Raw genomic sequence first — 22,727 nt, 5'->3', positions numbered from 1 at the left:
CGGCCGGTCAACACCAACTACACGAACCAGCGGGTTTGGCCGCGCAGGGTGCGGCGGATCAAGCGGCAGTATTTGACCGGCTGCTGGAGGGCCAAGGCCTGCACGCCGTGCCGGTCCTTGCGGTCGAACATCGCCTTGAGATGCAATTGCCCCCATTCAAGATGATCCGCGCGCCACCGTAACCCCGCGGCATGGCTCTTGCCCTCCATCGACGCCAAGACCTTCCACTTCGGCTTGGAGCGCGGCCGGCCGGCGGTGCGAAACTGGTAGCGCTGGGTGGCCTTAAAGGCGCGAGTACCGACCTTCTGGGTGGTGTGCGCATCCAGGTGCTCGCCGATCCAGCAGGCGTTTTTGCAGTGGGTGGCGTAAGACTGCAGGTCGTAATCCGTGAAGCCCAGGGTTTCGGCCAGCACGGCGAAGGCCGCGGATCGGGTCTTTTGCTCCGCTGATTGGGGCGCGCCTTTGGGCATCCTGCGCGTTATACGCCAAGCCTTGGACTGTTTCATGAGGTCCAGGCGCCGCAGCGCCTCGCCCAACACCGCGTTATACAGTTGGCGTCCGGCCTCGAAACGCACCGCCAACACCACGGCTTTCGTGGGGGTTCACCACGAGCGGGGGTTCCAGAACGAATGAGGGGCCCACTTTCCTAGACATGCTTTTGCTGCTCGATGTACTGCTTGATGATCTCCAGCGGCGCGCCGCCCACGGTGGAGACGAAATAGCTATTGGTCCACAGGCTGGGCAATCGGGTACGACACCAGCGAAATTCCTGGCGTAACAGGCGCGACGACCGCCCCTTGATCAATTTGATCAGGCGATGCACACCGAACTGCGGATCCACCTCGACCAGCAGGTGCACATGGTCCGGCATGACTTCCCTCTCCAGTATTTCGCTATCGGTTTCCAAACACACCTCTGTATAATCTCCTTTAGCCGCCTATCAGCCTCGTTGACCAACACGTCGCGGCGGTACTTCGGACACCATACAACGTGGTATTTGCACGAGAAAACCACGTTGTTGTTCGACCTGTATCTGACTCGATATTCCGACATAGCAACATTACATAACAGCCGTATCAGATAAACAAACCGGCTGCCGCTCACCCCATGGATGAATCCAGGGGCTTGCGCGGCAGATTTGGTCAAGCACAAAAACACTCATCTTCGGCCTTCTTCAATCATCGCACAGACACCCGCCCCTCCGGTCGTGCAGCCCCGCGCAAAATGTTTGAGGGCCTCTATGGCGGCTTCTTGATCATGTCCTGCCGTGGCGGTCATAGGGGTAATCCGCGCCACAGGGGTACCATATTCGGTAATAGTGATGGTCTCCCCGGCTATGACCCTCTTCAGCAAGGCAGGAAGTGTCGTTTTAGCTTCATAAGCGCTGATTTCCATGGCGGCGCCGTCCACACAACAGGTCTAATCCGGTCTATATTGCCGCACGACGGCGAGAAAACCAACGGCACTCGTGTCCCGGCACCGGCTGAACTGCGACCGCCAATGCCGTCTGCCGAGTGAACACACTACCAATCAAGGCAAGATGGGTTTCAAAGGTCGAATGGCGCCCAGAAAAGTATCTGTGGTGAATCCCCCTCTGCCAGCGCGGCGTTCCGGTTTCCCGTGGGCGCGCCCGCAGCAGCGACTGCGGGCGTTACGAAGGCTATGAACTACTCCCGCCAAGCCTAGACGGCTATGGCGTGAGTTTCGTGCTCATTGCCGGCCGAATGGCCGGTCGTCGCGGCGAAACTTCCACCGCTCCACACCTCGGACGGTTCCCGCCCGGATAACCTCGCCTCCATCCAACGCAACAGCACTTGGGCCGCATGGCCCATGGCAGCGCTGCGTGGGTTTTAGCATCCGCGTAGGCAGCTCCTCGTACCAGGACCCAGCCTCTTCCGCTTTGGTCCTGGTCATGTGAAGGAAGGCGCTCGGCGCGGCGGCGTGAATTTCGCGGTTCAAGCCCTTTTTACGGACTCCGCCGCGCTTGACCATATTCTGGACCGCCAAGGACTCGGTACCCAAAGCCCCGAAGCGCTTGATAAGCATGGTACTCGTCTGGTACAGAAAGTCCTGGCGCCGCCTCGCCACTTTGGCGTGCAGCCGGGCCAGATGCGAGATGGCCCGGCGCAGGTTGGCCGATACGGGAAAGCCGCGCTGGCGGCCGCTCATCTGTTGCGCCCTGCGGATCTTGCGCGCAACCCCTTGTCCGAGGCATTTCAGTTCCGCGAGCTGGTTTCGGAGATGGCGCGGATTGGCTACTGTCTCCAGGCCCTCCGAGGTGGCAATGGTCAGGAACTCGGTCAGGCCCCAATCGAAGGCGCCGATTGCGGTGCCGCGCGCCCATCGGATGGTCTCGATGGCCAGGGTCACGGAGGCATACCAGCGGCCCGCTTTATGAAAGATCTCGCAGGTCACGGGCGCGCCGGTCGTGCGGGCCTTGCCGCGAATGTGGATATGACCGATCCCCTGAAGATACAGCCGGCCGTGGACGCCATTACCGCCCCTACCAGCATCTTGCGAGACCACGCAGACGATCGCGCATCGGCGCTGTCGCCTCCCACACCCCCAACTGGCCCGCGTCGGGACCACGGCCGGCCCATGTCTATCGAACATTGGCGCCGGATGACGAAACGAGCCGGCGTTGCGCAATCAAGGAACGGATGCCTGCCGAATCACCGTTCCAGTCATCCACGAACCGCCCTCCGAGATCCGGCGACGGCCCCTTCGTTGAATGTCCCCAGACTCGCAAGCGCCCGCGCCGTACGCGACAGCGCCATCGTTCAAAATATATCCGTCTCTGCGCGCATCAGCGCAGGTAATCGCACGGATCTTCGATGTCGGCCGGCGCGAGCCCTGCACGCGGTTGCGATTTCTTTCTTCTTCTTGACCATGCGGACGCCTTGTCGTCATAATCGCGCCATGCGAGGTCGCGGTCTGCGATATCTGAAGTACCTGGTGGCCCCCCTGGTCCTTATGGCATGGCTCGGGGCGCTATGGGCGTGCGCCGGTCCGCACGGTCATCACCCGGTGCACGAAGACCAGGCCTGCACGACCGTGCATAGCGCGATCGGACTGCAGGCGCCCGCCAAACTCGCGAGCATGGCGACCGTCCTACCGACCGTCATCGTGGCATTCCTCGCGATGATGAGTATCCTCATCAGCTTTTCCTCACCGTCCACCGATGCGGTACCGCTGTCCGAACGCCACCGCCACAGTCCCGCACAACCCAACGCCCCACCCGTCTTGGCCTTCATCTCGTAGATTCGTGGCGCCGCCTCGCGGCGCATCCTTAAGTCCCACGAGAAGGCCTTATGCGCACCCCTATTCCACCGGCGCGCGCGCTTGCGCTCGCCCTGATCGGTGTGGCCGGGCTTGTCCCGATCTCGGCACACACCCTGAGCCTCGCCACGGCCGAGGCCCTGGCCATGCGCCACAACCCGTCTTTGATGGCCGCCCGCCACGGCATCGGTGTCGCCCGCGGCCTGGCCCGACAGGATCGCCTTTGGCCAGACCCGCGGCTTAGCATCTCCGGGGGCACCGGCAACGCAACCGGTAGCCCAGGCGAATTCAGTGCCCGCGCCATGCTGACGCAGGCCGTCCCCTTGACCGCGCGCATCGCCCGCCACGCCGCTGTCGGCCGGGCCGGCGTCCGCGTGGCGAACGCCCGTTTTGAGGTCGAGGCATGGCAGATCCGCGGCCTCGTGGCGCGCGCCTACACGCGGTGGCGCAGCGCTGCCTACGCCGTGACCCGGGTCGATCACCTGATCGGCAACGAACACGTGTTGATGCGTCTTGTCAGGGCGCGCGTACGGGCCGCCCAGATATCAGCGGTGGGGGCAAGCGGCGTGGAACTCTTGGGCGACCAGGCACGGCTTTTGCGCCAGGATTGGCGTACCCGGCGCCACGAGGCCCAAGCCGCGCTCGTGGCCGCCATCGGTTATCGCCCGCGCGGGCCCTGGCCGGCCCCGGCGCCGGTGCACTGGCATCCGCCGGGGCCGGCCGACGCCTGGGCCACGGCGCTCGCTCGTCGCCCCGATCTGCGATCAGCCGAGATCGATCGCCGCTATCGGGAATCCGTGCGCCGCTACCAGCACGCCCGCCGGCTCGGCTGGATGACCGTGGGGGCTGGCGTGGAGCTCGACCGTCAGGTGCTGCGCGGGGTGCCCGCGCAACCCATCGATCGCTCGATCGAATTGAGCGCTTCGCTGCCATTGCCCTTCTGGAATCGCAACCAAGGTAGCCGGTCGGCGGCGCGGGCCCAAGCCCTTCAGGCGCGCGCGCAGGTCCGTGCGCTGCGCTGGCGCATCCACCGCACCATCGCCCGCGACCTCTTTCGACTGAAGCGGCTGCGCGCGCGCGAGCAACGCTTGGCGCGGTTGCTCGGCCACGCCCGCCAAGCCGCGGCGCTCGCGCTGCAAGGCCTGCGACTCGGTCAAGTACACACATCAAGCGCGCTTGCCGTATTTACCGACCAACTCACCCTGACGGCGGCGTGGCTGAAGACCCACGGCGCCGTGGCCGGCGCCCGCATGGCGCTGCGCATCGCCCTAGGCGGCCCCAAGGAGCAATCATGATCAACTTCCGCGTCGTCGCGGCGGGCGCCTTGGTGCTCGCCCTCACCACCGTTCCAGCCCTCGCCCGGCGTTCGCCGATCGTGCATCTGTCACCGGCCAACATAAGCGCGCTTGGCCTTAAGATCATTTCCGCACGGACGCACACACTCCACGCCCGCCGTACCCTTTACGGCGACTTCACCCTACCCCCGGATACCGAGGCGGTGGTCACCCCTCGTATCCGCGGGCGCGTGACGGCCTTGTACGCCACGGTGGGCGCGGCGGTACGCCGTGGAGCGCCGCTCGCGCGCATCCAATCCCTACTCGTCGGGAACCCGCCGCCGAGCGTGGTCGTCCATGCCCCCATGAGCGGGGTCGTGGAAACACGCCCTGCGGTCCTGGGTGAGGCGGTCGCCCCCGGTACCCTCCTCTATCGCCTGATGAAACCCCACCGGCTGTGGCTCAAGGCCTACGTCTACCAGCAGGACGTGGCCGTAGTCTACCGCGGGCAACAGGCGCGCATTCGCGCACTCGGCATCGCCATCCCCCTGTCAGGCCGCGTCGTCATGGTGGCACCGCGCATCAATCCGCGCCGCGGCGCGGAGACGATATGGATCGCGCTCGACCATCCCCAGGCAACGTTACGGCCCGCGCTCTTTGCGCGCGCCTCCGTCACGGTCGCGAGCGCACGCCAGGTCGCCGTGCCGTCCGACGCCGTGGTCGCTGTCGGGACCGGGCACGCGGTGTTCGTGGCGATAGGGGGCGACCGCTTTCGGTACACGCCGGTGACCGTGGGCATACGCGAGCACGGCTATTGCGGGGTTTCGGGACTTAAGGCCGGCGCGCGCGTCGTCACGCAAGGCAACGCCGAACTCTACACATTGTGGATGACCGGCGGCAAACTCAAGGCAGACAGCTGATGTTCAATTTTCTCATTTCCCTATCGCTCCGCAGCCGCGCGCTCATCATCGGGGTCTTCGTCATCCTCACGGGGGCGGCGTTGCTCGCCTGGCGCAGTATGCCTATAAACGTCTTTCCGGCCTTCGCCACTCCGCGCGTGGTGATAGGCACGACCTTGCCCGGCATGGCGCCGCGCGACATGGAGGCGCTCGTCACCTATCCGATCGAGACTGCGATAAACGGTACGATGGGTATACGCGTGGTACGCTCGAAGACCACGCTCGGGGTGTCGCTTGTGACGGTGGTGTTTCACGCCGGCACCAACATCTACCATGACCGCCAGCTCATCGCCGAACGGCTCCAAGACCTGCAATCACGACTGCCGGCGGGCGTCCACGGGCCCGAGATATTCCCACTCACGTCGGCCATAGGGTGGCTTGTCAAGTATTCGCTCACAAGCCCGATCGTGTCGGCCCAGGAACTGCGCACGCTGGCCGACTGGGTGATCCGCCCGCGGTTGCTGTCCGTGGGCGGGGTGGCTGACGTGGCCGATATCGGCGGGGCGGTCACGCAGTATCAGATCGACCTTCGCCCCACCGCCATGCAGGCCTACTCGGTGAGCATGGGCGACGTCGCGCGCGCTGTGCGCGGGGTGAGTCGCGATCTCCCGGGCGGCCTCGTGGAGACGCCCGGGCAACAGCTGATCGTGTCGGCCGCGGGCCGGCTCCACGAGAGCGACGCCATTTCGCGCCTGCGGCATACCCTCGTCGCCGACCACGACGGTCTGCCGATAACGCTCGCGCAGGTCGCCCGGGTCCGGCGCTGGCATGCCATACGCCTGGGGGCCGCGGCCTTGGGCGAGGTGCCGGCGGTGGTGGGCACCATCTACAAGGCCTACGGCGCGAGCACCATAACGACCACGCGTCACGTACTCCACGCCCTGCGCACGGCGCGTCGCGCGCTCCCGCCTGGCGTCACGATGAACACCCACATATTCCGGCAGTCGACCTTCATCCACGCCGCCATCCACAACCTATGGACGGCCTTGTGGCAGGGGGCGCTCATCGTGATCCTCGTGCTGCTCGTGTTCCTCGCCAATTGGCGGGCCTCATTGGCCACCTTCATTGCCCTGCCGGCCTCGTTTGCACTCGGCGCCTTGATCCTTTATGTCTTTCATGCCGGCGTCAATGCCATGACCCTCGGGGGTCTCGCGGTGGCTATCGGGGAAGTGGTCGACAACGGGATCATTACCGTGGAAAACATCATCCACCGCCTACGCATTGCCCACCATAACCGGGCCGGTCAATCCGTGTTCGAAATCGACGGTGTCATTCTTCATGCCATCCGTGAGGTACTGAACTCCATTGTCTACGCGACTGCCATCGTCATTTTGGTCTTCCTACCGGTGTTTTTCATGCACGGCATCCCCGGACGCATCTTTTCGCCGCTTGGCATAGCCTATCTGGCCACCATGCTCGCCTCGCTGGTGGTGTCCGTAACCCTGGTCCCGGCCCTGTGTTCGCTGCTCTTTAGCCGCTACAGCCAGAGGCCACCCGGCGCGGAGCGCGAAACCGGCCTCGTCCGTTTTCTCAAGCGCCATTACCTGCGCCTTCTCGAACGCATTCTGCTGTGGACGCGGACGATCGTCATCCTGGCACTGGTGGCGGTGGTGGCGGCCGGCGCGGGTTTCATGCGCCTGGGCCGTTCGTTTCTGCCGCCTTTCCATGAAGGCAACTATGTCTTGGTCATGACGGCCCTGCCCGGCACCCCATGGCGGGAATCCATGCGCCTGGGCGCGGTCGTGCGTCACGATCTCGCGCGCTTCCCGCAGGTCGTATCCGTCGACCAACGCGCCGGTGCCGGTACGCTCACGCCCGGGGCCAACACCCCGAACAATTCCGAGTTCGATGTCCGCATCGACTTCCATCGCGGCCGGCAATCGCCGCATGCCCTGCTGGCCGCGATCCGGCGTAAGCTCGCCACCATCCCCGGGGTGGCCTTTAATCTCGGGGAGTTCATCGCCCACCGCATCGACGACGTGGAGTCGGGCGTGCCGGCGGATGTGGCGGTGAAGATCTACGGGCCGCATCTGCGCCGCCTCTATCAGATCGGCAAGGCCGCGAGCCGCGCGGTGGCGCCCATACCCGGTATCGTCGACCTGCATCTCGAGCAGCAGATCCGTGTCCCCCAGATCGTGGTCACGCCGCGCCGGGGACGCGATGCGCATTACGGCGTGTCCGCGGGGCGGCTGCTGCGCGACGTCAACCTCTACCTGAATGACACGCCCATGGGTCACGTCCTGCATGGACCACGCCGATTCGCGATCACGCTACGCGTGGCGCGTGGCGCCCGGCACTCGGCGCACGCCTTGCGTAACCTCCCGATCCGCGCACCCGCACTCGGCGCGCGCGCCGTCGTGCCGCTCGCCGAACTGGCCTCGGTCCGGGTGCGTCCCGTGCCCTTCGAGATCCGCCGGGCGCACGGACACCGTGTCTTGTTGCTCACCTTCGATGTGACGGGCCGGGCGCTGTCTGTGGTCGTCCATGAGGTCAAAAGGCGCATGGCGACCGTCCCGTTACCGCGTGCCTACTTTGTACGCTACGGCGGGACCTTCCGCAGTCAGCAGCGCGCCAATACCACGCTCTGGCGGCTCGGGTTGCTCGCCATCATCCTCTCGGCCCTGCTCCTCCAAAAGGCGTTTGGCTCGATGCGTGATGCCCTGCTCGTGCTCGTCAATCTGCCGCTTGCCATGGTCGGTGGCGTGGCGGCGCTGGTGTTGACCGGATCTACGTTGAGCACCGCCGCGGTGATCGGCTTCATAGCGCTCTTTGGCATCACCGCACGCAACGGCATTATTCTGATCAGCCATTACAAAGACCTCGAGACCGAGGGCCGGCCGATCGACGAGGTCGTGAGGATGGGCACGCTCGATCGCCTGGTGCCGATCCTCATGACCGCGATCACGCCCGCTCTGGCATTACTGCCGCTCTTGTGGGGATCGCCGGTTGGAAAGGAACTCGAGCGCCCCCTGGCCTTCGTCGTGCTCGGCGGTCTCGTGACCTCGACGGTGCTGAATCTGATCGTCATCCCGAGCGTCTACCGCGCCCTGCGCCGGCGCGATCACAAGCGCTTGCCGACCGCGCCTTGACGCATGAAGAGCCACGTGGCCATAGTAGGGAAGACCGTGGCCGGTCCGCGGTCCGTCCTCTGTCTGGGGCTTGCCCAACCGGGCGGCCGGCGCCGGTGGCGCGCGAAGGAACACCATGTCCGTCCTTCTCCTGAGCGGCGGGATCGAGAGCGCAACGCTCCTCCATGAACGTGGCAGGGCGGGCAATCTGCGCGCGCTTTTCCTGGATTACGGCCAGCGCGCGGCCCGCGCGGAACGCTCGGCGGCAACCGCCCTGTGCGAGACCACCGGGACACCACTGACCGTCCTGTCGCTGAGAGGGTTGGGCAAGGCCCTTGCGCCACCGGGGCCGTTCAGCCCTCACGTCCCGCTCAACGCCCGCAACCTCCTGGCGGTGGCCCTGGCCGCGAACCAGGCGCTGGCCCTGAAAACGCACGCCGTGTTGCTCGGCGTGCAACGCGACGACCGCGGGCATAACGAGGGTGCTTTGCCCTTCATCACGGCACTCAGCGATACGCTGGCGGCGCTGGGGCTCGCCTTGGAAACCCCCTACCGCGACCTGCGCAAGAGTGAGGTCGTCGCGCGCGGTCGCGCACTTGGGATCGACTACACTCGCACCTATAGCTGCCTCCTCGGGCGTCGCGCACCATGCGGACGCTGCCCGCAGTGTCGGGCACGGGCACAAGCGCTGGGCCCCGATGCGTAACGGCCTTTGCACGACACACACTCCCGACGGCTTGCATCGGCCCCCTACGACCGGCAGACTCGCGCCATGATTCGCGCTACGACCGAGGTCCCGCTCGCCACAATCATGGCCCTGCTGCCTCAGACCCAATGCCGGCTGTGCGGCTTCGACGGCTGCCGGCCGTACGCGCAGGCGCTGCGCGCGGGGGCCGAGGTCAACCGTTGTCCCCCGGGTGGAGAGTTCACGCGTCAGGCGCTCGCAGCCCTCCTCGGCCGCGAGGCCCGCGACTGGGAGGTTGGCCGTCGTCCCGCAGCTCGTCCCCGGGTGGCAATCGACCCGAAGGGCTGCATCGGCTGCGCCCGTTGCCTGCCGGCCTGCCCGGTGGACGCGATCGTCGGCGCAGCGGGCCTGCTCCACGCGGTGGTGGCCGGCGAATGCACCGGTTGCCTGCTGTGTCTGGCGCCTTGTCCGGTCGATTGCATCGCGGTCTTAGCGCACGACGACCCCCCGAGCGATCCGTGGCCCGATCGCTCGCGCGCCGAGGCGCGGCGGGCGCGCCTGCGGGCCTACCGCAAGGCCCGGCGCGCACGCACGCCCCCTCGCCGGGAATCGGTGCACGCCGATCGCGAGCGCAAACGCCGCGAGATCCGCGAGGCCCTGGAGCACGCACGTCGGCGGCGCGGTTGGCAAGGGACCGCCCCCGACCGTAGAATACCGCCCGGCGAATCGCGCCAACCGCGTTGCGAGGAATCCGTCATGTCCGGACACTACCCTTTCGGTGGCAAGGCCAACCGCGTTACGGCCTTTGCCTTCTTCGAGAAGAACCAGTTGAGCCTGGAACTCCAGGAACGCTATTACCGGTGGTGGTATGATTTCGCCAAGACCGCCGTCGAGAACGACCCCGATCTCAAGGCCACGCGCCTCGTCGATTTCCAGCACTACCCGTTCGGCCAGCACGCCGAGACGAACTTCCATCTGCACGGCTACAAGTGGGCGACGGCGCTTGCCGACCTCGGGGCCTTCATCGCCAACGTGATCTTCCCGAAGTTGTCCGAGGACGCCTCGCACAAGCTCGCGCACGACCACGACGCGATGATGAAGGCGCTGCTGGCGGAGCGCGCGAAGGCCCCGCGCGAGGCCGTGCCCGACGTTGGCCGCTACCGGCACGTCTAGGAATCCGCGGGTCCGCATGGGGCCTGCGGAACGCGAGGCGGTGTTCGAGCGCCTGCAGGCGGCCAACCCGCATCCGACGACCGAGCTCCAGTATGGAAGTCCCTTTCAGCTCTTGATCGCGGTCCTGTTGTCCGCCCAGTCGACCGACCGGGCGGTCAACAAGGCCACGGCCCGGCTGTTTGCGATCGCGCCCGACGCGCACACCATGCTCGGGCTGCACGCCGAGACCCTGAAAGACTGTATAGCGACGATCGGTCTTTACAACACCAAGGCGCGTCATATCCGCGAGACCTGCAGGATACTGGTTCGCGATTATGGCGGCTCGGTACCGCGTGAGCGCGCCGCCCTGGAGGCCCTGCCGGGCGTCGGACGCAAGACCGCGAGCGTCATCCTGAACACCGCCTTCGGGGAGCCCGCCATCGCCGTCGACACCCACATCTTCCGGGTCGCCAATCGCCTGGGCCTGGCCCCGGGTCGCACGGTGCGCGCAGTCGAGGAGCGCCTGTCGCGGCTCGTGCCCGAACGTTTCCGCCGCGACGCCCACCACTGGCTCATCCTGCACGGGCGCTACGTCTGCAAGGCGCGCCGGCCCGCCTGCGACCAATGTGCCCTCTTTGACTTGTGTGCCTATCGCGATAAAGTACCGTCATGGACAGCATCAGGGTCGCCACAGGTCTCGGACGCGGCCCGCGGGCCCAGCCGGAGCTTGCCGCGACGGCGGTCGCCCGCGCGCTTGCGCGGGCGCACATAAAGGGTGCGCGCTCGGTCATCCTGTTTTTGACCCACCACTTCGCGGGCGATCCCAAACCGGCGCTGCGTGCCGCGGCGCGCGCCGCGGGCTGCACCCAGATCACCGGGTGCACGGCCGCGGGTCTTCTGACCGAGGAGGAGTGGGTCCTGGATGCGCCGGCGGCCGCCGCCATGGTGCTCGCGGGGCCCGCGTTTCTCGATCACGTCCAAAAAAACGATGAAGACGCGGTGTTGAGCCTTGCCGCGCCCGGCGACCTCTCGGCCGACTGGCTCGACGCCGGCTACCGGCGCGTGGGCGCCGTGGCCGGTGACATCCTCGGGCGCGGTCCGTTCCGGGTTTGGACCGCAGGCCAGGTCCGGCGCGAGGGGCGCGGCGAGGCCGCCCTCCGCGGCCTGCAGGCAAGCCTTGGTGCCTCCCAAGGGGTACGCGCCCTCACATCGCCGATCGAGGTGGCCGAGGTGCATGGCTACGATGTCCTGAAACTCGGGCACTACCCGGCACTGAACGTCCTGGTCCAGGCGTTGCCCATCGGGGTGCGCGAAATGGACCGGATCCCCCTGCACCTCATCATGGGGGGCGTGACCTTCGGCGACCCGACAACCGCCATCAAGGAAGGCCGTTATCGCCTGAACCACATCGTGGCCGCCAACATGGGCGACCAATCCATCACCTTTGCCCAGCGCCTGACGCGCGGCGAGCGCCTGTTTTGGGCCATGCGCGACACGCTGGCGGCGGAACGCGACATGCGCGCCACCGTGGACCGGGCGACGCTCGCGCTCAAAGGGCGGCCGGATTTCGCATTGATGTTCCCATGCGCCGGACGCGGCCCGCACTTCTACGGCGACAGCGACCGCGATCTCGATCTCCTGACGCATCGCTTTCCCGGACTTCCGGTGATAGGCGTTTACGGCAATGGCGAGCTCGGCCCGCTCGACGAGGCCAATCATCTCTACCAGTATTCGACGGTGCTCGGGCTCTTCCGCGGGTCGGCACCGAAGGCGGCCTGATGTGGTCCGCCGACCGCGAGGCGTTGCGCGGCGTCTTTTATACCGCATGGCGGCGTTTCCGCGAACACGCCCCGCTCGACGGTGTCGAGGCCTTGGTCGTCGAGGCCTTGCTCGCCCATCCGGAGTACCAGGACCTGTTCGCGGACACGCCCTCTTCCCCGGCTGCCATGGCGCAGGGAACGACGGACGGGAACCCGTTTCTCCACCTCGGACTCCATATCGCCGTGGCCGAGCAGATCGCCACGGACCGCCCGCCGGGGGTCATGGCCGAATGGCAACGCCTCGAGGGCCTGTGGCGGGATGGGCATCGCGCCCGTCATGCCATGATGGAGTGTCTCGAGGAGACCTTGTGGGAGGCTCAGCGCCAGGGGGTCGCTCCCGACGATGCCGCGTACATCGAGCGCCTGCGCGCAATCCCTAAAAGGCAGCCGCGGAAATCATGAGAAGGCCTGCCGCCCCCCTTGCAATGTGACCGCCTGACGTGTAGATAAGGGGCATGATCGACTGCGCACCAATGGCAGAAGAGGACCGCGGGACGAAAGGCGTCCGGCGGCGGTCGGCGGCGGGGCGTGGGCCGGCGGGTTCTGATCGACGGGTACCGATGCCGCGGGACCAAAAACAAAATACTGGAAGGGTCATGAGTCGCTTGAACGGCAAGTACAAGCCGAAGCAGGATAGGCATCTGGATGCGCGGGGCTTTAGGCCCCGTTTTTTATGGACACAAAACAACCGCTAATAGGCGGCGTGAGGACGAGACCGTGACACTAGAGAAAGAAAAGACCGACAACGAACCCCCCGAACCCGGCTTCCTCCCCTGCCCGTCACGGGCCCGGGAGGAAGCATGCTAAATGCCGTCAACGCGGTCATGGATACCCATTTTCTTCCCCGGCAGGGACCCGCCACCAGCCCCCGGACTCCGATAACCGCCGGCGCCTTGAACCGCAAGGGCGCTACCTCGTCTCGGGGAAGTACCGTCTGTTTCCGTTCGACAAGAGCGCCAAGCCCTATTTCGATGACGCCGCCGGTCGGCTGGGCGTGGCCCTGTCCGACTACAGCTTCGCCAACAACGTCATATGGCTCTACCAGGCGAGCGGCTTCTATCAAATCATCGAGGGCTGCTTTTGCCTCTTTGGCCTGTCCGGTAACGGCCTGACCATGCTCCTGCCGCCTCTTGGCGAACCGCACCGCCAGCGGCGCGCCCTGAAGACCTGCATCCGCATCATGGATCAGTACAACCCCTCGCCCTATCAGGCGCGATTGGACTTCGTATACAAGGAGTTTCTGCAGATTCTCGACCACGCCGAGGATGGCGCACCAATGATCGACGGCGAGCCCTGGCATGTCGAGGTCACGAATCCGGACTACATCTACCGGACGTCCGACCTGATCGATCTGCGCGGGAACGCCTTCAAGACCAAGCGTAACGAGATCAACCAGTTCCGCCGCGCCTACCCCAATCACAAACTGGTGCCGTTCTGCGCCGAGCATCGCGAGGCGGCGCGCAGCCTCGTCAATACCTGGACCGAGAATCGCATTCGCGCGCTTCCGGAGGGATCCCTCGAGGACTTTCTTTACAATCTCGAACTGGAACGCAAGGCCATCAACCGCACGATCGCGCTGTACGAAGAACTGGGCCTCGAGGGGCTGTGTCTTTTCATAGACGGCGTCCTGGAAGGCTTCACATTCGGCGAACGCCTGACGCCGGATGTCGCCAACGTACTGATCGAGAAGACCAACTTCCATATTCAGGGGGCGGCCCAATACCTGTTCCGCGAGTTCACCAAGGTGTTCGCTCAATCCACCTACATCAATGTCGGAGACGACCTGGGTTTCGAGAACCTCCGCCGGGTCAAAATGAGCTACCGCCCAGCCATGTTCGGCGAAAAGGTGATCCTCCACCGGCGGGTCCCGATGGACGCGCGTTGAGGCGCGCCTTGACGGCCGACCTCGAGGACCTGATGGCCCTCGAGGTGCGGTGCTTTGCAGGGGCCGACGGCCTGTTCAATCGCCGGCAGCTGCGCTACCTGCTGAGTAGCCCGCGCTGCGCATGGTTCATTGCCGGGGACTTCGAGGGCGCCGTGTGTGTGCTGTTGGCGGCAAACGGCCGCCGGCGGTGGGGTCGCCTCTATTCGCTGGCGGTTGATCCGCAATACCGCAACCGGGGCGTGGCACGGCGGCTGCTCGCCACCTCCTTCGCCTGGCTCCGGGAACAGGGCATCGCCATCGTGCGCGCCGAGGTCAAAAGCGCCAATGGGGCGGCACGACGCCTGTACGCCGATCTGGGATTCACGGAAGAGGGTGTGCTGCCCGATTATTACGGCCCCGGACACCCCGGCATCAAGCTCTGTCGCCCGCTCTAGGCGTCCTTGCGGGCAGGCGGAGAAAAAACAGCGAACCGCCGGCCTCGCGCGCCTCGTAACCCACGGTCCCCTGGTGCCTCTCGGCAATGACGCGCGCCGCCCCGAGACCATGGGACGCGACCGCCACATGCGGCGCGCCATCCTCGTGGACGTCGAATAGATGGGCGCGGGCCTCCTTGGACAGCGCCGTTCCGCAGTCGCGAATCGACACCACGCCAAACCCCATCTCGAACGTAACCGCGACCTCGACGGTCGTGTGCGCGGGCGCAAGGTGGATGGCGTGGACGATGAGGTGACTCAAGGCACGCAGCAATAATGCCCGATCACCGTAAACCACCATGGCATTCGAACATGGATCAAGCGCCAGGCGCACGTCCCGCGCCCGCGCATATTCGGCCTCGGCCATGACCGCGTCTTCGACAAGACCAAGGAGCGCAAGCGGCCCCGGTGCGCCCATCGTCAGGGCCACGGAAGGATTGTCGGCATCGAGCAGGGCGGCGACGGTGCGCGCCAGCCGCTCCATATTGCTGCGCGCGATACGCAGCAAACGGGCGTCGTCCCCGCTCAGCGTCGCGGCGCCGGTCTCGGTGAGGAGCCCCAACGACCCGAGCGCCGAGGTGAGCGGCGTCTTGATCTCATGACCGAGAGTGGCGACCAGATCGCTCTTGAAGCGCTCGGTGCGCTTGCGCGCGCTCACGTCACGGGTCACGGCCACGAAACCACGCCGTGCGCCGACACTCATGGCGCTTAGCCCAAGCTCCATGGGAAACACCGTACCATCGCGCCTCAGGCCATTGACCTCGAGTCCGTACCCGGCAAGGCGCTCGCCGCCCTGCTCCAGGCGACTTTCGAGGAATCGCGCGTACTCGGACCGCTCGGCCGGGGGCACGAGTTGCGAGAAGTGCGATCCGAGCAGTTCATCCTGCTCATAGCCGAATATCCGCAAGGCCTCGCGATTCAGGGAGCGCAGGCAGCCCTCGTGATCGACCGTGACTATGCCCTCCTCGACATGTTCCAGGACCGCGCGGATGTAGGTCTCGCGCTCCTTAAGCTCCTCGGCCGCGCGGCTACGCGCGGCGACTTCGCGCCGCAACTCCTCATTCAATCCCTGGATCGCGGTCTTTTCGTCTTGCAGGCGCGCGACCAGGGTGCGGTTCTCGAAGCGCAGCTTGAGAGAGGTGGCGATGGTGCGTTCGATACGCCGGGCGGTCAACAGCATGGCGACCATGAACAGCACGGCGACAAGCCCCATGGCGTGATGCCACCGCCCGCCGGCAAGCGAGAGGCGCAAGGCCAGCGGGGCCAGTACCGGTATGACGAAGGCCAGCGCCACCGGAAAGATCGCCGCAAAACTCACCACGGCGGCGGCCGTCATCGCGGTCAGCAGGAAAAACAGAAAGACCTGCGGCACCAGCGCCGCGGGGAACAGCCACAATGCGCTCGCCCCCCATACCGAGCCGGCGGCCAGGGTCGCCACCGCATAGTATTGGGCCCAGACGCGGGTGCCATGGGCCTGCGGGGCGGCGCGATAGTATGCGATCAGCCAGTAGCGCGCGAGCGCCACGATCGCCACCGCCAGGAGCCAGGCGGCAAGCCGCGCGCCGGACACCGCCTGCCACTCCATGACCACGAGCAGGCCGGCATTGATGAGCGTGACCAGCAGGCCGGGCGGCAGGCTGGCATACAAAAGATGCACCTGCTCGCGAAAAAGCTCGGCCTCGCCGGTCGGACCGTGCCCCGTCTCCGGTGCGTCGCCTGCCTGTGGTAATGCCACGCTACCCCCCTCGCACACGCCTCCCAGAAACGGTGCAAGGGGTATGCCAAGGCGCGGCTAATGTCCTTTGCGGGCCAGCCGCGCCGCGGTCCGCAATCGCAGGGCGCTCAGGCGGATGAAGCCCGTCGCGTCGCCCTGATTGTAACGCCCGCCGTCATCCTCGAAGGTGGCGATGGCCGGGTCGAACAGCGAATCGCTCGCCGACTCCCGCCCGACCACCATGACCTGCCCCTTGAAGAGCTTGAGGCGCACCCGGCCGTTCACAGTTTCCTGCGACTGATCAATAAGTTGCTGCAAAAGCTTACGCTCCGGGCTCCACCAGTAACCGTTATAGATCAGGGCCGCGTAACGCGGCATGAGGTCGTCTTTCAGGTGCGCGACCTCGCGATCCAGGGTCAACGATTCCATGGCGCGGTGGGCGCGTAGAAGGATGGTCCCGCCGGGGGTCTCGTAACAGCCGCGCGACTTGATGCCCACATAGCGGTTCTCGACGAGATCGAGCCGGCCGATACCGTGACGGCCGCCGATGGCATTCAGCGTCGCCAGGACCTGGGCGGGCGTCATGGGAGTGCCGTCGATCGCCGTCACATCCCCGCGCGTATAGGTCAGTTCCAGCCATTGCGGCGCATCCGGGGCATCCTCGGGCGCGCGCGTCCAGCGCCACATCGATGCCTCCGGCTCCTGCCAAGGGTCTTCGAGGATGCCCCCCTCATAGGAAATATGGAGGAGATTGGCATCCATCGAGTAGGGCGAGGCGCCCTTGCGCTTGTGTTCGACGGCGATGCCGTGGCTCGTGGCATAGGCGAGCAGGCGCTCACGCGAGGTGAGGTCCCACTCCCGCCACGGGGCGATCACCTGGATGTCCGGGTTCAAGGCGAAATATCCGAGTTCGAAGCGCACCTGGTCGTTGCCCTTGCCGGTGGCACCGTGGGCCACGGCATCGGCGCCCGTCTCGCGCGCGATCTCGATCTGGCGCTTGGCGATCAACGGCCGCGCGATCGACGTGCCGAGCAGATACTCGCCCTCATAGGCGGCGTTGGCGCGAAACATCGGGAATACGAAGTCGCGCGCAAACTCCTCCTTCAGATCATCGATGTAGATCTCGCGCACACCGGCCTTGCGCGCCTTGTCGCGTGCTGGTTCCAGTTCCTCGCCTTGGCCTATATCGGCGGTGAAGGTCACGACCTCGCAGCCGTAACGCTCGGTCAGCCACTTCAGGATCACCGAGGTATCGAGCCCCCCGGAGTAGGCCAGCACCACTTTGCTCACATGGCTCATTGCTACGTCCTCTTAGCCCGAAACACGCGCGGTCCTTCTGAGGCGCGCGAGCAGTCGCCGGGCGAGATCTCCAAACAGCTCGGTCTGCGTGGGATGCGGATGGATCGCCGAACCCACCTGGTCCAAGGTCAATTCAGCGCTGACCATGAGCACCGCGGCCCCGATCAGGGTATCGGCGTGGTCGGCCAGGAAATGCACGCCTAGGATGCGCCGTGTCGCCTTGTCGGCCACCATCTTGATGAAACCCGCGGTCTCGCCTGTGATCATGGCCTTGGCATCGATCGAAAACGGCACCTTGATCTCGGCCGGGTCATGGCCCTGGGCGCGCGCCTGTTCGGCCGACAGACCGACGAACGCCGCCTGGGGACGCGTGAAGATCACGCCACAATCCTTGCGTTCGTCATAGGCAGCCTCGTGACCGAGCAGGGTCTGGGCCGCAACCCGCCCCTGGTGGCCAGCCGTGTGCGCCAACATATAACCGCCCACGACATCGCCCACAGCGAAGATATGCGGGACGTTCGTCTGGCAGCGCGCGTTGACGACAATCGCCCCGCGCTCGGTCTCAACCCCGGCGCGCTCCAGGGCCAGAGGCCCGGTGGCGGGGCGCTTGCCGGTCGCCAACAGGACATAATCGGCATCCACGGTATGCTCGCCCGCGCCGGCCGTGTAACGTACCACCACCGCCCCCGGGGGGCCGTCGATGCCGCGCACCGCGGCCGATGTGACGATGGTAAGCCGCCCCTCACAGGCGAGCAACGCCGCAAGTTGCGTCGCCACCTCGCCCTCGACCTCGGGCAACACCCGATCGCGTGCCTCGAGGACCGTCACCGCGCACCCGAAATCGACGAATATCTGCGCCATCTCAAGCCCGATCGCCCCGGCCCCCACGATCACAAGCCGTTTGGGCGGCGCATCGAGATTCCATACCGTGTCGGAGGTCAGCACCGCCTTGCCGTCGGCCCCCGGGATCGGCGGAATGAACGGTGGGGCGCCGGTGCCGACCACCGCGGCAGCGAAGGTCACGCGCGTGCCCGCGGCCCCGGCCTTCGGGGCACGCCGCTCGTAGGGACTTCCGGCATCGGTAGGCGCGATCAGCACGCTATGGTCGGAATCGAAATACGCATAGCCCTCGCGGACATCGATGCGCACCCCCTTGTCGGTCTTCAGGGCCATCTCGCCGCGGGTGGTGAGGACCCGCCGGCGCATGGCATCGAGGCGCCCCCAGTCGAGGGTGGGCTCGGCGGTGTTCAGCACCCCGAGACCGGCATCATGACGGCGGTCGCGGATGCGGTCGGCGGCCGCGCGCCACGACTTCGAGGGGATGCAGCCGCGCCATAGGCACTCACCCCCCGGCAGGGGCGCATCGTTGACCATGATCACGCGCCGGCCGTGATCGGCGAGCTCCCGCGCGCAATCCTCGCCCCCCGGGCCGCCGCCTATGACCAGCACATCGCAATCATAGCCGCCCGTATCGGCCGGCAGCGCGCCGGCCCCGGCCGGGTCTGCGGTACGCGTCGTCCGGGCCCCAGAGGGGGCCCGCGCCGCCGCGTTCGCAGGCGCGGTGAGCCACTGCGGGTCTTCGACAAGCGCTTTGAATGTATTTAGGAATTTTGCGGCCTCGGCACCATTTACGATCCTGTGATCGGCGGTGATCGTGACCGGCATACCCTGCGGCTGGGTGCTCGCGATGGCAAAGATCGCCGAGGTGCCCGGCACCGGGATGGCATCGAACTGCGCCACGCCGAGCATGCCCATGTTCGAGATCGTAAACGTGGGATTCGAATACTCCTCGGGCTTTAGGCGCTTTAAGCGGGCGCGCGCCACGAGATCCTTCCATTGCGCGTTCAGGTCACCGATCGTACGCTTCAGGACATTGCGCAACACCGGCACCACGAGCCCCATGCCCTCGGTCTCGACCGCCAGACCGACATCGATCTGGTCGCGCTCGACGATGCGATCCTCGTGCTGATAGACCGAATTGACGCGCGGGTGGCGCTCGATCGCGCGCGCCGCGGCCGCCGCCAACAACACCGTGAGCGAGGCCTTCATATCCTTCGCGGCGCGGCTCAGGCGCGATGGATCGATGTACACGGTCACACGGAACAAGGGCATGGACAGAGAATATTCCATATTCTGGCTGACCGCCTTCTCCATGCTGTCCATGGGGCGCCCGGCGCCCGGCACCTGAAAGATGCGTTTGGCCTGGACACGCGGACCGCCACCGGCTCCGACCACATCGATCGCGGTGATGCACCCCCCGGGACCGGTCCCGGGCAGGCTATTGATATCGATGCCGTGGGCGCCGGCGAGCTGACGCGCGTACGGCGTTGCCGTACCCTTGTGCGGGCGCGGCGCCGGGGTCGCGCCATGGGGCATGGCCGGGGCCCTGGTCTTTGGCTGCGCACTGCCCGCCGGTACCGGCGCGGGGGTCGCGGCCTTGGGAGGGGCGGCACTCGGCGCAGCCGCCAGCACACCGTCTTTGACAGCGCCGGCATCGGCCACCAGAAAGGCGATCGGCGATCCCACCGCAACCACCTGTCCGGCATCGGCCCGGGGTCCGGAGAGGTAGCCCTCGCGAAACACCTCGACGTCCATGATGGCCTTGTCGGTCTCGACGGTGGCCACCACCGTGCCGCGGCTTATGAAGTCGCCGACGGCCTTTTCCCAGGACACCACCGTACCCTCCGACATGGTGTCGGAGAGTTGCGGCATCAACACCGGTTGCCCCTCGGACGGCGCGGCCGCGGAGGGCGCGGCGGCGGCCGCCGCCGGACCCGACACCGCGGGCGCATGACCCACCTCCGCGGATTCCGGGACCAGGGCCGCGATCGGCGTCCCCACCGGTACCGTGCTGCCGGCCGCGGCCAGCGGCCCGGACAGGTAGCCCTCGCGAAACACCTCGACGTCCATGATGGCCTTGTCGGTCTCGACGGTGGCCACCACCGTGCCGCGGCTTATGAAATCGCCGACGGCCTTTTCCCAGGACACGATCGTGCCCTCCGACATGGTGTCGGAGAGTTGCGGCATCTTGATCAGGAACGGCTCCGCCATGATGACTTCCTATGCTGAAAAAGGGGTCGGACCGTCAGACGCGGCCCAGGACCTTGAGCGCGGCCGCCAGGACGTCGTCGGCATTCGGGATGGCGGCCTTCTCCAGCTGGCGGTTGTAGGGGACGGGGACATCGGCTGCGTGTACACGCACCGGTTGTGCGTCGAGGGCGAAAAAGCATTCCTCCATGATGACCGATATGATCTCCGAGCCCACGCCGACGGTCGCCTCGTCTTCCTCGGCGATGACCGCCTTATGGGTCTTCTCCACCGAGCGCCTGATGGTGTCACGGTCGATCGGCCGCAGGGCGCGCAGGTCCAGGACCTCGGCGGATACCCCCATCGTGGCGAGCTTGTCAGCCGCCGCGAGGCACAGATGGACGCTGTAATTGTACCCGATCAGGGTCACGTCCGTGCCCGCGCGCACGATCTCCGCGCCCTCGAGCGGGCGGAAGGTCTCGGCGTCCGGGACCTCGCCGCGCATGTTGTACATGCTCTCGTGCTCGATGATGATCACAGGATCATTGCATCGTACCGCCGATTTCAGCATGCCATAGGCATCGAGTGGTCCGCGCGGCGTCACGACGCGCAGCCCAGGCGTGCTCATGAACATGCGCGCGAGGCGCGCCGAGTGCTGCGCGGCCAGCTGATGCGCGGTCCCCCCGGGTGTGCGCATCACGATCGGACACGAGGCGCGGCCGCCGGACATGTAGCGGATCTTGGCCGCGGCATTGATGAGCGTATCGAGCGCCAGCAACGCGAAATTGATGGACATGATCTCGATGATCGGGCGCATGCCGGCCATCGATGCGCCGATGCCGATGCCGGTATAGGAGTTCTCCGAGATCGGCGTGTCGATGATGCGCTCGGCACCGTATTTCTGGTAAAGGCCGGAGGTCGCCTTGTAGGTCCCGCCGGCGACCCCGATATCCTCGCCCATGGCGATCACCATGCGGTCGTGCGCCAGTTCCTCGTCGTGCGCCCGGCGTATCGCCTCCCAGTATGCGATTTCAGCCATGTTGCTCCCCTTGCGCGAGCGGACCTATCCAGCGCGGGTCCGGTTGGTCGTCGAGGCAGTATTTGTTCAAGTCTTCGACACGCGGTTCCGGACTTTCCTCGGCAAAGCGCACGATATCGTTTTCGATCTCGTCTAACACCGACTTCTCCATGGCCGCTATGTCCTTGTCGGTGACGATCCCGGCCTTCTTGAGACGCTCCCCATAGATCCTGAGCGGATCCCGCTCCAGCCACTGCCGCTCCTCGTCCTTCGAGCGGTAGGCGTTCGAATCCGACATGGAATGACCCCTCTGGCGATAGGTCATGAATTCAATGAAATACGGCCCCCGGCCGGCGCGCACGTGGGCGATGGCGTCGCCCGCCGCGGCCATCACCCCATCGATGTCCTGCCCGTCATGCTGGCTGCTCGGGATATTGTAGGCGCCCACCCTCTTGTACTGGTCGGTGACCGCCGACGAACGATCTATGCGCGTGCCGATGGCATACAGGTTGTTCTCGCACACGAACAGCACCGGCAGCTTCCACAACGATGCCATGTTCAGCGTCTCGTGGAATGTGCCTTGATTGTTGGCGCCATCGCCGAGAAAGCAGATCGCGATCTGATCCGTGCCCTTGTGCTTGCAGGCGAGTGCGAGCCCCGCCGCCAGCGGAAACGGCTGGCCGACCAGGGCATATCCACCCATGAAATTCACGCTGGGGTCGAAGATGTGCATCGAGCCACCACGGCCGCGGCTCGACCCCGTCTCCTTGCCGTAGAGTTCCGCCATGACCTCGCGCGCCGGGGCCCCGGCCTTGATGGCATGTATATGATCGCGGTACCCGGTAATGACATAATCGTGCCCGCACCGCGCCGCCTCGAGCACCCCCGTGGCCACCGCCTCTTGCCCCGAATAGAGATGCAAAAAGCCGCCGATCTTGCGCTCCATATAGGCCTCGAACGAGCGCTCCTCGAACCGGCGGTAGAAAATCATCTCGCGCAACAGGCGCTTCTGGTCGCTTGCGTTCATTTTCTTCCTGTTCATGTGAGCATGGGGCTCGCCCGGCCCAAGGCACA

At 65.9% G+C, this 22,727-nt stretch carries 18 protein-coding genes and 2 pseudogenes; 11 read left to right on the top strand and 9 right to left on the bottom strand.

The window, feature by feature from the left end; genetic code table 11:
- Window positions 1-17 precede the first annotated feature (17 nt).
- From C4901_RS17880 to C4901_RS03945, 4 genes and pseudogenes are all read right to left on the bottom strand, one after another.
- Window positions 18-584 carry a hypothetical protein gene (locus C4901_RS17880; protein ID WP_205736172.1) on the bottom strand — a complete coding sequence of 189 codons (567 nt, stop codon included), beginning with the start codon at window positions 582-584 and terminating at the stop codon, window positions 18-20.
- Between the two features lie 62 nt (window positions 585-646).
- Window positions 647-1,053 (bottom strand): annotated as a pseudogene (gene tnpA / locus C4901_RS03955) (IS200/IS605 family transposase).
- A 105-nt stretch (window positions 1,054-1,158) separates the two neighbouring features.
- The gene (locus C4901_RS03950; protein WP_083995566.1) at window positions 1,159-1,395 is read right to left on the bottom strand and encodes a type II toxin-antitoxin system Phd/YefM family antitoxin; all 237 of its coding nucleotides are present in this window, start codon (window positions 1,393-1,395) and stop codon (window positions 1,159-1,161) included.
- Between the two features lie 315 nt (window positions 1,396-1,710).
- A complete protein-coding gene (locus C4901_RS03945) occupies window positions 1,711-2,526 on the bottom strand; it encodes an RNA-guided endonuclease TnpB family protein (protein WP_065968605.1) in 816 nt (271 codons plus the stop codon).
- 393 nt (window positions 2,527-2,919) lie between these two features.
- Here C4901_RS03945 and C4901_RS03940 point away from each other — a divergent pair, with 393 nt between their 5' ends.
- The 11 genes and pseudogenes from C4901_RS03940 (at window position 2,920) to C4901_RS03885 (ending at window position 14,556) form a co-directional block, all read left to right on the top strand.
- A complete protein-coding gene (locus C4901_RS03940) occupies window positions 2,920-3,261 on the top strand; it encodes a hypothetical protein (protein WP_110136227.1) in 342 nt (113 codons plus the stop codon).
- 50 nt (window positions 3,262-3,311) lie between these two features.
- Complete coding sequence (locus tag C4901_RS03935; RefSeq protein WP_110136226.1) at window positions 3,312-4,574, top strand: TolC family protein; 1,263 nt, start codon at window positions 3,312-3,314, stop codon at window positions 4,572-4,574.
- Window positions 4,571-5,473, top strand: coding sequence for an efflux RND transporter periplasmic adaptor subunit (locus C4901_RS03930; protein ID WP_110136225.1), 903 nt, complete (start codon window positions 4,571-4,573; stop codon window positions 5,471-5,473). The genes C4901_RS03935 and C4901_RS03930 overlap by 4 nt, the downstream gene beginning before the upstream one ends.
- Complete coding sequence (locus tag C4901_RS03925; RefSeq protein ID WP_110136224.1) at window positions 5,473-8,601, top strand: efflux RND transporter permease subunit; 3,129 nt, start codon at window positions 5,473-5,475, stop codon at window positions 8,599-8,601. The genes C4901_RS03930 and C4901_RS03925 overlap by 1 nt, the downstream gene beginning before the upstream one ends.
- Before the next feature lie 115 nt (window positions 8,602-8,716).
- Window positions 8,717-9,286 (top strand): 7-cyano-7-deazaguanine synthase, encoded by a 570-nt coding sequence (locus C4901_RS03920; RefSeq protein WP_065968600.1) that lies wholly within the window; start codon window positions 8,717-8,719, stop codon window positions 9,284-9,286.
- A gap of 66 nt (window positions 9,287-9,352) precedes the next feature.
- On the top strand, window positions 9,353-10,438 hold the full coding sequence (locus C4901_RS17875) for an RnfABCDGE type electron transport complex subunit B (RefSeq protein WP_205736171.1): 1,086 nt from the start codon (window positions 9,353-9,355) through the stop codon (window positions 10,436-10,438).
- Between the two features lie 16 nt (window positions 10,439-10,454).
- Window positions 10,455-11,084 (top strand): annotated as a pseudogene (gene nth / locus C4901_RS03905) (endonuclease III); the annotation flags it as partial.
- A gap of 2 nt (window positions 11,085-11,086) precedes the next feature.
- Window positions 11,087-12,196 (top strand): FIST C-terminal domain-containing protein, encoded by a 1,110-nt coding sequence (locus tag C4901_RS03900; RefSeq protein ID WP_110136222.1) that lies wholly within the window; start codon window positions 11,087-11,089, stop codon window positions 12,194-12,196.
- On the top strand, window positions 12,196-12,639 hold the full coding sequence (locus tag C4901_RS03895) for a DUF1841 family protein (protein ID WP_110136221.1): 444 nt from the start codon (window positions 12,196-12,198) through the stop codon (window positions 12,637-12,639). The genes C4901_RS03900 and C4901_RS03895 overlap by 1 nt, the downstream gene beginning before the upstream one ends.
- Window positions 12,640-13,231: 592 nt before the next feature.
- Window positions 13,232-14,122 carry a DUF2156 domain-containing protein gene (locus C4901_RS03890; RefSeq protein ID WP_168185535.1) on the top strand — a complete coding sequence of 297 codons (891 nt, stop codon included), beginning with the start codon at window positions 13,232-13,234 and terminating at the stop codon, window positions 14,120-14,122.
- A gap of 8 nt (window positions 14,123-14,130) precedes the next feature.
- Window positions 14,131-14,556, top strand: coding sequence for an N-acetyltransferase (locus C4901_RS03885; protein ID WP_145960608.1), 426 nt, complete (start codon window positions 14,131-14,133; stop codon window positions 14,554-14,556).
- Here the strand turns inward: C4901_RS03885 and C4901_RS03880 are convergent.
- Genes C4901_RS03880 through pdhA form a run of 5 tightly spaced genes read right to left on the bottom strand, consistent with a single transcriptional unit; the run spans window position 14,534 to window position 22,680 of the window.
- Window positions 14,534-16,330: a PAS domain-containing sensor histidine kinase gene (locus C4901_RS03880; RefSeq protein ID WP_110136218.1), complete on the bottom strand. Its 1,797-nt coding sequence runs from the start codon at window positions 16,328-16,330 to the stop codon at window positions 14,534-14,536. The genes C4901_RS03885 and C4901_RS03880 overlap by 23 nt on opposite strands.
- 57 nt (window positions 16,331-16,387) lie before the next feature.
- Window positions 16,388-17,608 (bottom strand): argininosuccinate synthase, encoded by a 1,221-nt coding sequence (locus C4901_RS03875; RefSeq protein WP_110136217.1) that lies wholly within the window; start codon window positions 17,606-17,608, stop codon window positions 16,388-16,390.
- 12 nt (window positions 17,609-17,620) lie between these two features.
- Window positions 17,621-20,659: an FAD-dependent oxidoreductase gene (locus C4901_RS03870; RefSeq protein ID WP_110136216.1), complete on the bottom strand. Its 3,039-nt coding sequence runs from the start codon at window positions 20,657-20,659 to the stop codon at window positions 17,621-17,623.
- A gap of 34 nt (window positions 20,660-20,693) precedes the next feature.
- Window positions 20,694-21,674, bottom strand: a complete 981-nt coding sequence (locus C4901_RS03865) for an alpha-ketoacid dehydrogenase subunit beta (protein WP_110136215.1) — start codon at window positions 21,672-21,674, stop codon at window positions 20,694-20,696.
- The gene (pdhA, locus tag C4901_RS03860; protein WP_110136214.1) at window positions 21,667-22,680 is read right to left on the bottom strand and encodes a pyruvate dehydrogenase (acetyl-transferring) E1 component subunit alpha; all 1,014 of its coding nucleotides are present in this window, start codon (window positions 22,678-22,680) and stop codon (window positions 21,667-21,669) included. Before pdhA ends, C4901_RS03865 begins: the two co-directional genes overlap by 8 nt.
- Window positions 22,681-22,727 lie beyond the last annotated feature (47 nt).

This window comes from Acidiferrobacter sp. SPIII_3 (assembly GCF_003184265.1).
Classification (GTDB): Bacteria; Pseudomonadota; Gammaproteobacteria; order Acidiferrobacterales; family Acidiferrobacteraceae; genus Acidiferrobacter.
Note: the sequence above shows the minus strand (reverse complement) of the source record. Positions and strands in the feature narration are given on the sequence as shown.

Excerpts from the sequence above, each read along its gene's own strand:
- C4901_RS03900 (WP_110136222.1), top strand. The coding sequence starts at position 11,087 with ATGGACAGCATCAGGGTCGCCACAGGTCTCGGACGCGGCCCGCGGGCC.
- pdhA (WP_110136214.1), bottom strand. The coding sequence starts at position 22,680 with ATGAACGCAAGCGACCAGAAGCGCCTGTTGCGCGAGATGATTTTCTAC.
- C4901_RS03940 (WP_110136227.1), top strand. The coding sequence starts at position 2,920 with ATGCGAGGTCGCGGTCTGCGATATCTGAAGTACCTGGTGGCCCCCCTG.
- C4901_RS03895 (WP_110136221.1), top strand. The coding sequence starts at position 12,196 with ATGTGGTCCGCCGACCGCGAGGCGTTGCGCGGCGTCTTTTATACCGCA.
- C4901_RS03870 (WP_110136216.1), bottom strand. The coding sequence starts at position 20,659 with ATGGCGGAGCCGTTCCTGATCAAGATGCCGCAACTCTCCGACACCATG.
- C4901_RS03925 (WP_110136224.1), top strand. The coding sequence starts at position 5,473 with ATGTTCAATTTTCTCATTTCCCTATCGCTCCGCAGCCGCGCGCTCATC.
- C4901_RS03875 (WP_110136217.1), bottom strand. The coding sequence starts at position 17,608 with ATGAGCCATGTGAGCAAAGTGGTGCTGGCCTACTCCGGGGGGCTCGAT.
- C4901_RS03930 (WP_110136225.1), top strand. The coding sequence starts at position 4,571 with ATGATCAACTTCCGCGTCGTCGCGGCGGGCGCCTTGGTGCTCGCCCTC.
- C4901_RS17875 (WP_205736171.1), top strand. The coding sequence starts at position 9,353 with ATGATTCGCGCTACGACCGAGGTCCCGCTCGCCACAATCATGGCCCTG.
- C4901_RS03950 (WP_083995566.1), bottom strand. The coding sequence starts at position 1,395 with ATGGAAATCAGCGCTTATGAAGCTAAAACGACACTTCCTGCCTTGCTG.
- C4901_RS03865 (WP_110136215.1), bottom strand. The coding sequence starts at position 21,674 with ATGGCTGAAATCGCATACTGGGAGGCGATACGCCGGGCGCACGACGAG.
- C4901_RS03920 (WP_065968600.1), top strand. The coding sequence starts at position 8,717 with ATGTCCGTCCTTCTCCTGAGCGGCGGGATCGAGAGCGCAACGCTCCTC.
- C4901_RS03935 (WP_110136226.1), top strand. The coding sequence starts at position 3,312 with ATGCGCACCCCTATTCCACCGGCGCGCGCGCTTGCGCTCGCCCTGATC.